A 13,578-nucleotide genomic window follows, 5' to 3' on the forward strand; every position below is an offset into this window, starting at 1 on the left:
CTATTATCATACCATTTTATTTTGATTTATTCTTCACTTTGATCATTCTTGTTACGTTTGCTCGTTCATTTTCTTCCAGCCGCATTTTGATTCCATAAATGGCTTCTTCCAGCTCGGGAATCGTCAAATATTCTAGGGCATTGACGCGTCGGCGCGTCCGTTCGATTTCCCCTGCCATCAATTGACAGGTCTTTTCGATTTCCGTTAGCTCCAACAGCTTCGGCATGACGTCAGTAAAACGGGCGACAGCATTATCTAACGGAACATTGGAATTCAAAAAGCCGTACTCGATCGGCGCTTGCATCACCGTATCGTCGTAATCAAAATGCATCACTGGCACTTCCACACTCATGATGTTTTTCGTGGACAATTCAAGGGAGACTTCAGTTGCTGGTAAAATAAACATTTCTTCAATGTATTTTTCATTGATTGTGGCATTGGCTAAGCGAAATGCCTTCATGGCACGCTGCAATTGTTCTTCGACTTCTTTACGCAAGCGGTCATTCTTTTTGATCAATTCAATAAATTGACGCATGAGTTCGTCTTGTTTGTCTTTTAATAATTTGTGTCCGCGTTTGGCTGTCGCCAATTGTTTGCTGAGGCGCGACAGCTCCATGCGGGTTGGATTAACGGTTTTTTGCGCCATTGTTCTCCTCTCCCGGTAAGTATTCCGCCAGTAGGGCATCGCTGATCCGCTTCAGCTCGACTTTTGGCAGCATCGCCAATAATTCCCAGCCTAATTCCAAGGTTTCGATAATCGAACGGTTGGTGCGATACCCTTGGTTCAAGTATTCATTTTCGAAGCGTTCCGCAAATTTGGCATAGGTTTTATCTACTTCCGACAATGCCGATTCTCCTAAAACGACTGCCAATTCCTTGGCTTGCTTTCCTTGAGCATAGGCAGAAAACAACTGGTTCATCGTTGCGGCATGGTCTTTACGGGTTTTTCCTTCACCGGTCCCTTTATCTTTTAACCGTGACAATGACGGCAAGACATCGATGGGTGGCTGGATGCCGTTTTTATACAAATCACGAGACAAGATGATTTGTCCTTCGGTGATATAGCCGGTCAAATCGGGAATCGGATGGGTTTTGTCATCTTCTGGCATGGTCAAAATCGGTAGCTGGGTCACTGAACCTTTCAAGCCGCGAATCCGTCCCGCACGTTCATATAACGTGGATAAATTGGTATAAAGATACCCAGGATAACCCCGACGTCCTGGCACTTCACGACGAGCAGAGGAGATCTCCCGCAAAGCTTCACAGTAGTTGGTCATATCAGTCATGATCACCAAGACATGCATGCCCTTTTCATAAGCCAAGTATTCGGCTGCCGTCAGTGCCATTCGGGGAGTAGCGATCCGCTCGATCGCTGGGTCATTGGCTAGATTCATAAAGACGACAGAATGGTCGATGGCGCCAGTTTGACGAAAATCTTCCATGAAATATTCTGCTTCTTCAAAGGTGATCCCGATGCCAGCAAACACAACAGCGAAATCGTCTTCCGAGTTCAACACTTGTGCTTGACGCGCAATTTGCGAAGCCAATTCTTTATGAGGCAGACCAGAACCAGAAAAAATCGGCAGCTTTTGTCCCCGAACAAGCGTATTCAAGTGGTCGATCGATGAGATCCCCGTTTGAATAAACTCATCAGGATAATCCCGCGCTGCTGGATTGATTACTTCGCCGTTGATGTCCATAAATTTTTCTGGGACGATCTCTACTCCGCCATCTTTGACCCGACCTAAACCGTCAAAGACTCGCCCGATCATTTGCTCGGAAACGCCTAATTCCAAAGGATGTCCTAAGAAACGCACCGCAGATTCCCGCAAATTGATCCCGCCGGTTCCTTCAAAAATTTGGACCAACGCTTTGTCTTCTTGGATCTCCAGTACTTGTCCTTGCCGCGTTTCGCCGTTTTGCATGCGGACTTCGATCAACTCTTCGTATTTGACACCGGAGACGCGATCGACGGCCATCAATGGTCCGACTACTTCTCCAATCGTTTTATATTCCTTGATCATCGGTGCGGTCTCCTTTCTGTAAAATTTCTTTCATCGTTGCTTTGATCTCTTGATGCAAAGCAGGAATTTTTGCTAATTCCGTTTCAGGCAGGTACTTCATACGTGCCACTTTGTCTCGCAATTCTTCGGTTCCTGCATAGATTTCTGAAAGATACGCACCTAGCGTCAACGCATCTTCCGCTTCTTTGTGGAGCAGCAAGATCGTTTCCAGCATTTTGAACTGCTTTTCACGAGAGGTAAACGTATCGACGTCGTCAAAAGCGTTTTGCTGCAAGAAATCTTCTCGCAATGATTTGGTGGTTTCCAGCAATAACTGATCTTTTTCGGATAAAGCGTCGATACCGACAAGTCGAACGATCTCTGACAACTCAGATTCTTTTTGCAGCATCCGCATGGCTTCTGTTACTTGTTTGGACCAATCCACTTGCATTTGTTGGTCCAAAAAGGCACCCAATTCGTTTTCGTATAAAGAATAGCTCTTCAACCAATCGATCGATGGAAAATGACGCTTTTGCGCTAAGGTGGCATCTAAGCCCCAAAAGACTTTTACGACCCGCAACGTATTTTGGGTAACTGGTTCTGAAATATCGCCGCCTGATGGTGAAACGGCGCTGATGGCAGTGATACTGCCTTCTTGATCAGAACCTAAGCAAATCGCTTTTCCAGAACGCTCATAATACTCTGCCAAGCGGCTGCCTAAGTAAGCTGGATACCCTTCATCACCAGGCATTTCTTCCAGACGACCAGACATTTCTCGCAGTGCTTCTGCCCAACGTGAGGTGGAATCCGCCATGATCGCCACTGAATACCCCATGTCTCGGAAGTATTCCGCAATCGTGATCCCAGTATAAATCGACGCTTCCCGAGCGGCTACCGGCATATTGGAGGTGTTAGCGATCAACACGGTTCTCGCCATTAAAGATTCACCACTACGAGGGTCGATCAACTCTGGAAACTCGTTCATTACATCGGTCATTTCATTGCCGCGTTCGCCGCAGCCGACATAGACGACCAGATCGACATCCGCCCATTTGGCGATTTGGTGCTGAACGACAGTCTTCCCTGCACCAAATGGTCCTGGAACGGCTGACGCCCCGCCTTTAGCGATTGGAAAGAAGGTGTCGATCACTCGCTGGCCAGTAATCATTGGTTCGACTGGATTCAGTTTTTGCTTTACTGGACGGCTATGACGCACGGGCCATTTTTGCAGCATCGTGAAAGACCGTTCTCCTTTGGGTGTATCTAAAACATAAATCGTTTCATCGATGGTAAATTCCCCCGCATAAACAGCCTTGACTGTTCCTGAAACGCCATGAGGAACCATGATCTTGTGATTGATCAACGGTGTTTCTTGCACGGTGCCGATGACCATCCCGGTACTGACTACTGCACCGACTTCGACTGTCGGTACAAAGGGCCACTTTTTCTCATGATCCAACGCAGGCAATTGCACCCCACGCGTCAAGAAGTTGCTTTGGGTGATAGACATGAAGGTTTCTAAGGGACGTTGGATGCCATCAAACATTTGTGACATGATCCCAGGCGCCAATTCGACGGATAGCGGTTCACCGGTGGTTTCGACTGGTTCACCAGGTCCGATCCCAGACGTTTCTTCATAGACTTGGATCGAAGCGACGTCGCCGCGCATTTCGATGATCTCACCGACCACGCCTAAATCTCCTACATAACAGATATCTTCTAAACTTGCATGGCCCATATTTTTGGCTAACACCAATGGACCAGATACTTTAATAATTGTTCCTTTTTCCACAACATCGGCTCCTCTCTATAGTATGTTTTGTCCAACTGCTTTTTCGACATTTTCTTGAATCATTCGCTTGCCGATTCCTCGGGAACCATCATAATCAGGAATCAAGATGACTGCAGGTGTCATTTTTTGTTGGACTTTTGCTAATTCATCGGGAATCAGCTCGGCACATTTTTCAGTCAGGTAGATGATCGTACTGTTCTTCATTAATTTTGCCAGCGCCTGCTTCACTTCTTTTTCTTCCGAGGCATAGCAGACCTGAAAGCCAAATAGTTGAAAAGGAATGACGGATTCTTTCTCGCCGATTACGCCGATTTTATGAGTCATAGTGCCGCATCCTTTCTCTGAGTTGTTCTTCCGTAAAGCCACTGCGTTTGCCTACTAGCAAGATACGCAGATTTTGTAGTTCCAAAACCTTAGCATTCAAAAATGCGAGTAAAGGCAGTGGTCCTAAAGCATCCGTTTGGGCTTGGCCATAGCTTTCTGTGATCAAATTGTCTTGCAAAAGTGCCAAGCCAGCAAAGTCGATCACCTGTTCATGAATCAAAGGCCGCAACACTTCCTGATAATCACTTTCTAATAAGAAGGCTAAAAAGTCACTATAGGACGCATCCGCAAACGCTAAAAATTCTTCTTTCGGGATACTGCCGACACTCACTAAGACTGCCTCCATAAAACTGCGCGATCGTTTTTGAAGTACACAACGTGCGGCAATCGTTATATTGGTCAAATCGATCATCTTGATGACAGCTTCTTGTAGCTCAGGGATCTTGATTTCATCTGCCAGTCGCCGTTGTTCATGTAAATACCGGCGATCGTAAATGATATCGATGCCTTGCAGCACGGCGCCGCCTTCTAAGTACTCCCGCACTTCTTGGATCGTAGTCACGATTTTCTCAGGCAATACCTCTGAGGTTCCCGTTTTGATGGCGGTCCGACACTCATCGATCGTGTAAAAACCATCTTCGATCAGTAGATGATCATAATCTTTTCCAGTGACTGACTCTTTGGTCAAGACTTTTAGATTATGGAAAGTAAAAGGCATCATATACAGTCGGAGGATCTCTTGATCAGGAACCAGCTCGGCCAATTCTTTGATCGTCTTTAACAATTCTTCATCGAGATAGGTTTCGAATCGTTCATGAAAATCTGGCTTCAAATAGCGTTGATAATGGGTCTGCTGCAAGACAGCCTCGACTTCAGCAAACCCTTCTGCCGCAATCATTTGTTCGACTTCTTGCGGCTTTAGCAACGTCATCTCTTTCAGCCGAATGATTGGATTCAATTGATGATAGTTCCTCATGGATCAACCTCCTTGTTGTATGATCTGCAACCACCGTTCTCGGGTTTCTTTCTTGTATTCATCAAGCAGTACCTGATAGGTAAAATTGTATTGAATGCCGTTGTCATCCACCAAAAAGCCTGCTTCTGTCAATGGTGCGCCTGCTTTGATTTGATACGGTAGTTTTGATTGACAAGACGTAAGCCAAGCGGCATCTAGATGGGCTGCTTGCTCAGGACCAGCGTGGAAGGTCACCGTCCCGCTGATCGGCAGCTGTTGCAGCACATTTTCAGCAAATGACTGCAGCTCTTCTGGCGTCCAGGCAACCATTTGTTGATACGCTTGCTCAAAAAGTTGTGTCAGGTATTCGTTTTGTTTCACCATTTGCTGCTGCTTAGCGGCACTTGCTTGGCGATTCAGCGCTTGCTGATAATTTTTTTCGGCTTGCTTTTTTGCTTGCTGGGCACGAAGCTGCAAGTCCGACTCTTTTTTCGCCCAGTCACGTGCCATCGTTTCACTGATCCTAGCACGTTCAGCGGCAGCCAAACGTTCCCGTTTTGTCTGCGCTTCTTGGTCTAGTTCAGCAATCATTTTGTCGATTGCATCCATACCTTCGCCCCCTTTAAATCGTTCCTAAAAGTAAGAAAGAAATAACAAAGCCTAAGATGGCATACATCTCAACCATTACTGAGAACATAACCCCTTTAAAGAAATGCTCTGGTTTCTTCGCTAAAATTTGAATCCCAGCTGCAGCGACCTTCCCTTGGGCCATTCCTGAGAATAAGCCAGTAAAGGCAACTGGCAGTGATGCCATCAAGTACGCCATACCAGTCACTGTCGACATTTCACCACTTAAGCTACCATAGATCATAAACGCAATAACGAATCCGTATAGTCCTTGCGTTCCGGGAAGCAATTGTAAAATCAAGGCTTGTCCAAACTTCTCCGGCTGATTCGTCGTTAAGGCTGCCGCTGCTTCACCAGTTTGGCCCACCCCTTTGGCTGAACCGATCCCAGAAAAGATCGTAGCGATCCCCATTCCGATAATTGCAAACACCATACCACCATTATTATTAATTAAGTAATCAATCATTTATTGTCTCCTCCATTTTCTTTATCAAAATCAACGTATTTCTCACTTGGCTTAAAGGTTTCAAATTGGCGCCCCCCACCAGTGAAAAATTTTCCGAAAAACTCTACATATTGTAAACGAGCGGCATGCACATACGCACTCAGTAACGATAAAAAGATGTTTAAAGCTTGTAGGACAACCAATAAGAGAATGCCTACAGAAAAACGAGCGGCTGGCGGCAAATAGCCCACCAATAAGTTGAAGGCTGCTGCGATACTCCCACCAGAGATCCCTAATGCCATCAAGCGGCTATAGCTGACAAAGTCGCCGATGTAACTGGTCACACCGTATAAGTCATACAAGCCTAAAAAGAAGCCGCCCACTTTGGTTTTCCCTTTCAGAATCGGTACCACGATGATCAATAAGGCACTAAAGCCTGCTAAAATCAAGCCGACGGTTGTTAGTGCTGGGACATCGATCAAAAGATTGCCTGCGGCTGCCACTAAAAGACCACTCAAAAGTCCTAGCCACGCAAAGCCTTCGTTGACTGCACTTAAAAGATCCTTTTTGCGGATATTTTCTTTGGCTGCTAAATAAAGGCCTGTAAACAGTTGGATCCCACCAAAAATCATGGATAGACCAAAGATCGCCATAAAATCTTCGGAGGGCGATAAAAGTTGGAAGGGCAATGTAGCACCAAAGAAGGAGCCGTAGATTGCGCCCCAAATCATAGTTGGCACAGACAAAATCTGGAACAATTTCAGAAACCGTTTGGTCCCTTTGGGCAAACGCAAGGCGTGTAGCCCAATCGTGGTCGCGACAGCCATTAATGCACCATAACCTAAGTCAGCCACCATCATACCAAAGAAAACATAGTAAAAAGGCGTCATCCATGGGGTTGGATCGATCTCATCGTATTTTGGCAAGCTGTACATTTCCGTCAACATTTCAAAGGGTTGAATAAACGAGGCGTTTTTTAGTTTCGTTGGCACTTGATTGGCAGCGATCTCCTCTGCAGTGGGTTCTTCAAATGAATAGTAAATCTCGTTGGCAAAGGATTCTTGGACCATTTCCGCCACTAACGGCTGATCCTTTTCTTCGATCCAGCCGCGCAAGAGGGCAAAGGTCTGACCAGCTGCTAAGCGCTGTTGCATCATTGCCCGATTCTCACGAGTCAAAAACAGTTCTTCCGCTTGCTGCAGCAGGATCAGCCGTTGTTTGTGCTGACTCATTTCTGTAATCAGTTCTTTGCGCTGCTGCGTCAAGGAAGACAAGGCTTGTTTCGTATTTTGTAAAACCACTTTTGGTGATTCGGATGTCAGGCCAGTTTCTTTCTTCACCCCATATCGGTGAAACAATTGGAACACTTGCTCTTCGATCGCTGTTAAAAACAGGCAGCTGAAATTGACTTTTTTGGGTTCAGAATAGATCACTTCGATATGAACCTCTTCCAATTGACGCAAGGCTTCAGCTAGATCTTCCCAGCGTGGACCTTCGACACTCCCAGCAAAAAAACTTGTATGTGCAGGCGCTTCGATCTCCAAGGGTACGTCAAGATTTTGCCATTGTGTCGCCCATTCTTCCGACTGCGTCGCTGCTTCGATCGCTTCGATCGTCTCTACCCAGCGCTCCTGCAAATTCTCGACTTCAACCAGCTCCGTTAATGCTGCTGCTTCATCGAAGCTTGTTTCAAAGTCCGACAGCCGCAAGGCATCTCGTTGCCATTCCGTGCCTTTTTTCGCATCACCATTTTGGCGAATAAAGCGGATCGCTTCTTGCAATCGACGAATCATTGGTTGATGAGAAGCACCTTCTGGGGTGGCTCCTGCAAAAAATTCCCGCAGCCAAGTTTCGTTCGCTTCCTGCTCAAATACGTTCTCGATTTCAACAAACTGCATCGTTTGCAGCTTCGTCAATAACCTTTCTTGGTAGTGCTTCGGGGTGATCAACGTTAGTTTATTTAGTTTGGTTACTGCCATAAGTCCCGATCACTCCTTCAACGATCTGTTGAACCGCTTGCTCTTGGAAGCTTTGCATATTTTTTTGGTAACGATCTAACACTTGCTGATTCTCTTTTGCCAGCTGCTGCTTTTGTGCTGCTAGTGACTGTTGCAACTGCTCTTCGATTGTTGCTTGTTCTTGAGCAAGCGCCTCTTCTAAAGCGGCTGATCGCTCTTGCAATGCTTGTTGCTGCTGCGCTTCTTCCGACTGCAATTCTTTTTTCAAAGCGCGCAATTGCTGTTCATTGGCTTCTTCTGCTTCTCGTAAACGAGTCAAAGCTTCTCTCATCGATTCCCCTCCTATAATGATTTGTATTCTCAACTGAAAAATAAACAAAAAAGCATACCTCACGAAGAAGTATGCTGATATGAAAAAAGGCCAGCATTCCTCCAAGAATGTTTGCCTCACCCCTTGGCAAACCTGATCCTTGAAGCATAAAAAATGCTCAACCTTTGTCTATTTTATTTTTCAATTCCTGAACTATTATAGCAAAAAACGGCGTTCTATTCAAGTGAAATCATCTTTTGTGAGAAAAAAGTGTTTTTCACCTATTACTGATTCACTTGCTACCTGCCCAACTTTCCACCTAACATTTGCCAGTGATCGGATTGTTCTTACTAAATTGAAATCGGTCAAAATCAATTTAAGACTTAGAATGGTATGAATGAAGAACGTTGAGATTTTTTGAAAATGCTAGACATCATTTAATTGGTACCCAAAAGGAGATAACAGTTCCAACAACCCATTCGATCCCTGACAAATCTTAAGTGAGAAGTTCGCTTATTTCGCTTCTCTTTTTATCGGTGGCAGCGGTTGGCCCTTTTCTTCACAAATGAAATAACCGCCTCGATAAAGGCATGTGTAAATTTTACCTAGTTCCATTGTTAAAGGAAGCCCATTTTTTAAATACATCGGTTTTCTTTCCATTGTGCTCACCTTGTCTTTCGTGGGAAAATCAGTCAAAATAAAAAACAACAGCTATTTCTAATCTTATCTTCAAGATTACCAAAAATTAAATCAATTTCCTAGTTTTTTAATCAAAATATCGCAACTATATCGATTGTTTTATATAAAGATGGATATTTAACGAAATGTGTGTGTAAAGAATGAACAGGAGGAAAAAAGGATGTCAGATGAACGTTGGTTTCAAATTAGAAGAAAGCGAAACATCGAATTGGTTCTTTGTTTGCTTGTCGTCCTGCCGATGGTCTATGGCTTATGGTTTCAGCTCGCTTTTTTGATCCACTACATGTCGTTTTTGTTTCTGGTAGCTGTCTTCACTGCAATCTACGAAGGAATTCGTTGGATCTGGGCTTTTATTAGAAAAAAACGAACGTGAAAAAGCTTGGCTCTGCTATAATAAATGAAACGAGCAGAGAGGAGTGCTTCTATGAAACGAATCATTATGGCTTGTGACTTACAACATGCCCCCAAAGCTTTACAAGAATCCGCCCTTTCTTTTGAGCCTTTTCTCCCGAATTCTCGAAGTGTCGCAGAGCTTTTTTATTCCGCCTATCATGAAACGTCAGATGACGAAGGGGAATCGCTTGCTGACTGGCAAAGAGAGCTGAGAGAGACCGCTGACGGAAAATACGGTCCCTTGATTCCAGAGCTTTCTTTTCAGTTACAAAAGGATGATCATCCTATCGGTGCCGTAGTAACCAGCACGTTTCAAGAGCTTCCCCTGCTATTATTTGTCGTTATGGACGCAGCCTTTAAAGGCAACGGCTTATCCAAGCTGCTGATGAAGGAAGTGATCCAACGAGCAAAAGGCATGGGACTCATTCACCTTTACTTGGTAGTGACAGTTGAAAACCAGCCAGCCTACAAGCTGTATGAAGCATGCGGTTTTTCTTTTGCAGGTGAAAGCTGGGCTGATCTTTCTCCTTAGCTAAGCTTGCAAGTTATCTAAGTCATTTTCTACTATTTGAAAAGGAGCTTCCAACCAATGAATGAACGACTAGCTGCTGCGATCCAACTGCGGACTGAAAAAAAACTCCAACAATCAAATGAACAATTGATTCAATTAGCTGCCGAAAATCCCCAAGATGCCTTTGTGCAGTACCAAACGGCTTGGAGCTATGATCTTTTAGGGGAAGAACAACAGGCAATTCCTTATTATGAACAAGCAATCGCGTTAGGGTTATCAGAAAACGACTTGCCAGATGCCTACCTAGGTCTAGGCAGCACCTATCGTGCCCTCGGCAATTATCAAAAAGCCGAAGACGTGCTTTTACAAGCGATGAAGCAGTTTCCAAAAAATCATGCTTTGCAAACCTTCTATGCCATGACACTGTTTAATCTCGCCGAGTATGAGCAAGCCACTAAACGATTATTGACCCTGCTTGCCGAAACCTCTAGCGATCCAGACATCCAGTCTTACCGACAGGCACTTTTGTTTTATGCGGATAAACTCAATGAGACATGGGCATAAATATACCCCATGAAGCAACTCCTCCGCTCCCTTTTCTCGTAAAAGGGAGTCTTTCTTTTGGATATCTCGCGATCATCCTTTGCTACCACCGACTGTCCTTTGAACCTTTTCCTCCAAGCAACGCTACCCATCATTATCGAATTTTTCGATGAAAAACCAGTTGACGGCTCTCAATAAATCTGTTAGTTTATCTATGTTTTTTTAATAACAGATTGGAGGAATGACTATGCCCTTTATTGTCTATTTTTTCCTATCCTTATTGATCATTTATATTCCGACACCAACCCTTTTGTTGTTTTTTCAAAAACTCGCCTCGCAGCATGACAATCTGACGGCTTTCAGTAAACTTTTTCTATTATTGATGATCTTGCTAGATTATTACTTAAGCTATTATTGGTTAAAAAACTGCAAGGTCAAAAAAGCGCACTACCTTTATTTAGTCTTTGTCAATGTCTTCGAGTGGCTGATCCACTTCTATCTTTATTCACGATTTGAAACGATCAATCTACTAGTCATTTTGTTGTTCCAGACTGTGCTTTTGTGCTGCATGGTTTTCTTCCCTTTGTCGGAGAAGTTCCGACGTTTCTTATTTACATAGTCAGTGAGAAGAAGGGTTCACAGTTTTCGGTTTCCTTGATACACTATCCTTATCTATTTGCGAAAGGAAGTGCGCGTATCCACACACCGGAACAAGCTCTTGAAGGTTATATTCAAGCAACCAATACCCACGATTTTCGTCAAGTTCAGCCATTCCTTGGAAAACAGGCGATCTATTACTTTTCTGATGCAACCTGTCGAACACCTATGGAAATTTGCCAATATTTTGAGAATGCTTGGGACTTAATCAAAGACGAACATTATCATATTTCAGATGTACAATGGCTCCACAAATCTGCTCAATCCGCAGTCTGTCTTTATACGTATCACTATGAAGGTTTTCTGAATGAAGAATTTATTGAAGGCTCGGGTAGAGCCACGAATATTTTTGAAAAGATCGAAGGAAACTGGGTTTTGGTCCACGAACACTTAAGCTCCTCAGTTACCCCCTAGCCTACGTCATGATTTAAATGATCACAAGAACTGATTTACATTGCAAACCACCTTTGTTACGATTGATAAAAAGGATGTGTTGTGATGTCATTGATCGTCTTGATTGGCGCACAAGCCGCAGGGAAAATGACTGTGGGCAAAGAACTGGAAAAACGATTGGATGCAAAGCTTTTATTCAATCACCAGACCATTGATCTTTTTGCGAACTTTCTTAGCTATAGTCCCGCAGCATTCGCTTTGTCTAATCAAACACGGATCGAACTCTTCAAAGCCTTTGTTCAAAATGAAGCCAATAATACGACAAAATCAATCATTTTTACGGTCTTGATTGATTTCGATCAAGCGGGAGATTTAGCTTTTTTACAAGAGATCGCCCAACTATTTACCGATGCCCAGCAAAAGGTCTATTTTATCGAACTAGTGGCTGATATTGAGGAACGCTTAAAGCGCAATTGCCATGAGGACCGTTTAGCCGCAAAGCCGTCAAAAAGAGCGCTGGATTTTTCTAGAAACGAGCTTTTGTCTTCGTTTGAAAACTATCGCTTAGAAAGCCTGCCACAGGAATTAACTACCCTTTTTCCAACGATTCCTTCGCTGAAAATCAACAATACCCACTTATCACCTGATGAAGTGAGTCAAACAATTATTGCCCATTTTTCCTTGACTTAAGTGCCAAAGAAACGCCATTCTCAAGCTTTGCTTCAATACGAAATTGTCTATTGACTTTGACGCTGCGTCAAGCGGTATCCTCTAATTAAGAGGAGGTGTCAAAATGAAAGTATATGTTATGCCAATGTTTTATCAATTGAAGACAAAAGATATTGAACAATCATCAAAATGGTTTGCAGAAATCTTGGGTTTCCAGTCATTGTATCAGTTTCGCAATCAAGAAAATCAAGTGACGATGGACCATCTGCGTCTTGCTGACTACCAAGATTTGATGCTGATTGCCGCAGACTCGTTCACTGTTGGCGATGGGGCAATTTTGAATGTAGCGATGATTGATCTTAAGAATATCGCTCAAAAAATTCCCGAAAAGTGGATAGTGGAACCTTTGATGGAAAAGCCTTGGAATGCCCTTGAAATGACCATCAAAGACCCCAACGGTTATTTGTTTACCCTAACAGAGGCGATAAGAAAAAACGAATCAGACTTTCAAACCTTGATGGACCAAACCAAGGATTACTTACAATAAAAAGGAACCGAGTAAGAAGGATGGCTTTCTTACTCGGTTCCTTTTTTATAAAACTTGATTCTGGCAACAATGACAAAAACGAACGCTCCCTAAATTTTACTAGGAAGCCTTTTCCCCATCAGATATACCAATATACCTTTTTAGTATATTTTTAAATATTGAAGGTAATTATTAACACACTTAACTCAGAACATGCTACACTATTTAAAAAGGAGGAGTTCCTATGGAAAAAAAATCGCAGCTTCCGTGGTACAAGCGCAAAAAGTTCTACCTTCCAGTTGCCGTCGTCCTCGGCGTGATTGGGGTTCTTCCCAGTCTCGTCTCTCTTTTCGGGGTCTCGATCGATGATGAATTCAATCCTGATTACTATTCTGATCCGAATGAACCAATGTTCAAGAAAAAACAAAACTGACTGTTGGGATGCCGTATGCAGGTTTTTTGACCAACAAAAAAAGAGCAATCACTCGCTGTTGTGTTTGCTCCTTTTTTAAAAGGGATTCGGCAGACCTACGCACCTGGACAGGGTAAGCTGTTTGGGGAGAGGGCGTTTGAATGCGCGAATGAACAGTAACTTATTACGTGAAACCACTTATACTTTTTTCCTGTTAAAAAATCAATTGCTAACCAATCACAAAGGATCGATTATTTGAAGAAAGAAAAAACGTTAGCCATTAGTTCTACAACTTCCCAGGGAAAACTAAAAAAATCAAACATCCATTTCTCCTCCTTTAATTGACTTTCTTCAAGTTTAC

Annotated in this window: 17 protein-coding genes and 1 other annotated feature; of the genes, 8 read left to right on the forward strand and 9 right to left on the reverse strand. The window is 43.6% G+C overall.

From position 1 onward, the window contains the following. Window positions 1–16 precede the first annotated feature (16 nt). The 9 genes from P0G38_RS11725 to P0G38_RS11765 are packed head-to-tail and all read right to left on the reverse strand — an operon-like array spanning window position 17 to window position 8,435. The gene (locus P0G38_RS11725) at window positions 17–646 is read right to left on the reverse strand and encodes a V-type ATP synthase subunit D (RefSeq protein ID WP_010747829.1); all 630 of its coding nucleotides are present in this window, start codon (window positions 644–646) and stop codon (window positions 17–19) included. After that, window positions 627–2,024 (reverse strand): V-type ATP synthase subunit B, encoded by a 1,398-nt coding sequence (locus P0G38_RS11730; protein WP_010747828.1) that lies wholly within the window; start codon window positions 2,022–2,024, stop codon window positions 627–629. Before P0G38_RS11730 ends, P0G38_RS11725 begins: the two co-directional genes overlap by 20 nt. Then, window positions 2,008–3,795 carry a V-type ATP synthase subunit A gene (locus tag P0G38_RS11735; protein WP_074535046.1) on the reverse strand — a complete coding sequence of 596 codons (1,788 nt, stop codon included), beginning with the start codon at window positions 3,793–3,795 and terminating at the stop codon, window positions 2,008–2,010. Before P0G38_RS11735 ends, P0G38_RS11730 begins: the two co-directional genes overlap by 17 nt. Before the next feature lie 15 nt (window positions 3,796–3,810). Further along, window positions 3,811–4,119: a V-type ATP synthase subunit F gene (locus tag P0G38_RS11740; RefSeq protein WP_005225570.1), complete on the reverse strand. Its 309-nt coding sequence runs from the start codon at window positions 4,117–4,119 to the stop codon at window positions 3,811–3,813. Then, the gene (locus P0G38_RS11745) at window positions 4,109–5,095 is read right to left on the reverse strand and encodes a V-type ATPase subunit (protein ID WP_074535045.1); all 987 of its coding nucleotides are present in this window, start codon (window positions 5,093–5,095) and stop codon (window positions 4,109–4,111) included. Before P0G38_RS11745 ends, P0G38_RS11740 begins: the two co-directional genes overlap by 11 nt. 3 nt (window positions 5,096–5,098) lie before the next feature. Then, window positions 5,099–5,683, reverse strand: coding sequence for a hypothetical protein (locus P0G38_RS11750; RefSeq protein ID WP_005225568.1), 585 nt, complete (start codon window positions 5,681–5,683; stop codon window positions 5,099–5,101). 13 nt (window positions 5,684–5,696) lie between these two features. After that, a complete protein-coding gene (locus tag P0G38_RS11755; RefSeq protein ID WP_005225567.1) occupies window positions 5,697–6,167 on the reverse strand; it encodes a V-type ATP synthase subunit K in 471 nt (156 codons plus the stop codon). Beyond that, complete coding sequence (locus tag P0G38_RS11760) at window positions 6,164–8,125, reverse strand: V-type ATP synthase subunit I (RefSeq protein ID WP_074535044.1); 1,962 nt, start codon at window positions 8,123–8,125, stop codon at window positions 6,164–6,166. The genes P0G38_RS11755 and P0G38_RS11760 overlap by 4 nt, the downstream gene beginning before the upstream one ends. Continuing rightward, window positions 8,103–8,435: a hypothetical protein gene (locus P0G38_RS11765; protein WP_015509344.1), complete on the reverse strand. Its 333-nt coding sequence runs from the start codon at window positions 8,433–8,435 to the stop codon at window positions 8,103–8,105. Before P0G38_RS11765 ends, P0G38_RS11760 begins: the two co-directional genes overlap by 23 nt. A 109-nt stretch (window positions 8,436–8,544) precedes the next feature. Then, window positions 8,545–8,598 (reverse strand) — a sequence feature (sodium ion sensor (DUF1646 type); this cis-regulatory element may regulate processes involved in with the transportation of sodium ions). 675 nt (window positions 8,599–9,273) lie between these two features. On the opposite strand from P0G38_RS11765, the gene P0G38_RS11770 reads away from it, so the two are divergent. From P0G38_RS11770 to P0G38_RS11805, 8 genes are all read left to right on the forward strand, one after another. After that, window positions 9,274–9,486, forward strand: coding sequence for a hypothetical protein (locus tag P0G38_RS11770; protein ID WP_275851261.1), 213 nt, complete (start codon window positions 9,274–9,276; stop codon window positions 9,484–9,486). 24 nt (window positions 9,487–9,510) lie between these two features. Beyond that, window positions 9,511–10,038, forward strand: coding sequence for a GNAT family N-acetyltransferase (locus tag P0G38_RS11775; protein ID WP_074535043.1), 528 nt, complete (start codon window positions 9,511–9,513; stop codon window positions 10,036–10,038). A gap of 57 nt (window positions 10,039–10,095) precedes the next feature. Continuing rightward, the gene (locus tag P0G38_RS11780; RefSeq protein ID WP_275851267.1) at window positions 10,096–10,581 is read left to right on the forward strand and encodes a tetratricopeptide repeat protein; all 486 of its coding nucleotides are present in this window, start codon (window positions 10,096–10,098) and stop codon (window positions 10,579–10,581) included. 226 nt (window positions 10,582–10,807) lie between these two features. After that, window positions 10,808–11,179 (forward strand): hypothetical protein, encoded by a 372-nt coding sequence (locus P0G38_RS11785; protein WP_074535041.1) that lies wholly within the window; start codon window positions 10,808–10,810, stop codon window positions 11,177–11,179. Then, window positions 11,122–11,631: a YybH family protein gene (locus P0G38_RS11790; RefSeq protein WP_231434972.1), complete on the forward strand. Its 510-nt coding sequence runs from the start codon at window positions 11,122–11,124 to the stop codon at window positions 11,629–11,631. The genes P0G38_RS11785 and P0G38_RS11790 overlap by 58 nt, the downstream gene beginning before the upstream one ends. An 84-nt stretch (window positions 11,632–11,715) precedes the next feature. Further along, complete coding sequence (locus tag P0G38_RS11795) at window positions 11,716–12,300, forward strand: P-loop nucleotide/nucleoside kinase family protein (protein ID WP_074535040.1); 585 nt, start codon at window positions 11,716–11,718, stop codon at window positions 12,298–12,300. A 103-nt stretch (window positions 12,301–12,403) separates the two neighbouring features. Beyond that, a complete protein-coding gene (locus P0G38_RS11800; protein WP_074535039.1) occupies window positions 12,404–12,826 on the forward strand; it encodes a VOC family protein in 423 nt (140 codons plus the stop codon). 223 nt (window positions 12,827–13,049) lie between these two features. After that, window positions 13,050–13,238, forward strand: a complete 189-nt coding sequence (locus P0G38_RS11805) for a hypothetical protein (RefSeq protein WP_005225554.1) — start codon at window positions 13,050–13,052, stop codon at window positions 13,236–13,238. Window positions 13,239–13,578: the final 340 nt, after the last annotated feature.

It is taken from the genome of Enterococcus casseliflavus, from assembly GCF_029215545.1.
In the GTDB taxonomy this organism is placed as follows: Bacteria; Bacillota; Bacilli; order Lactobacillales; family Enterococcaceae; genus Enterococcus_D; species Enterococcus_D casseliflavus.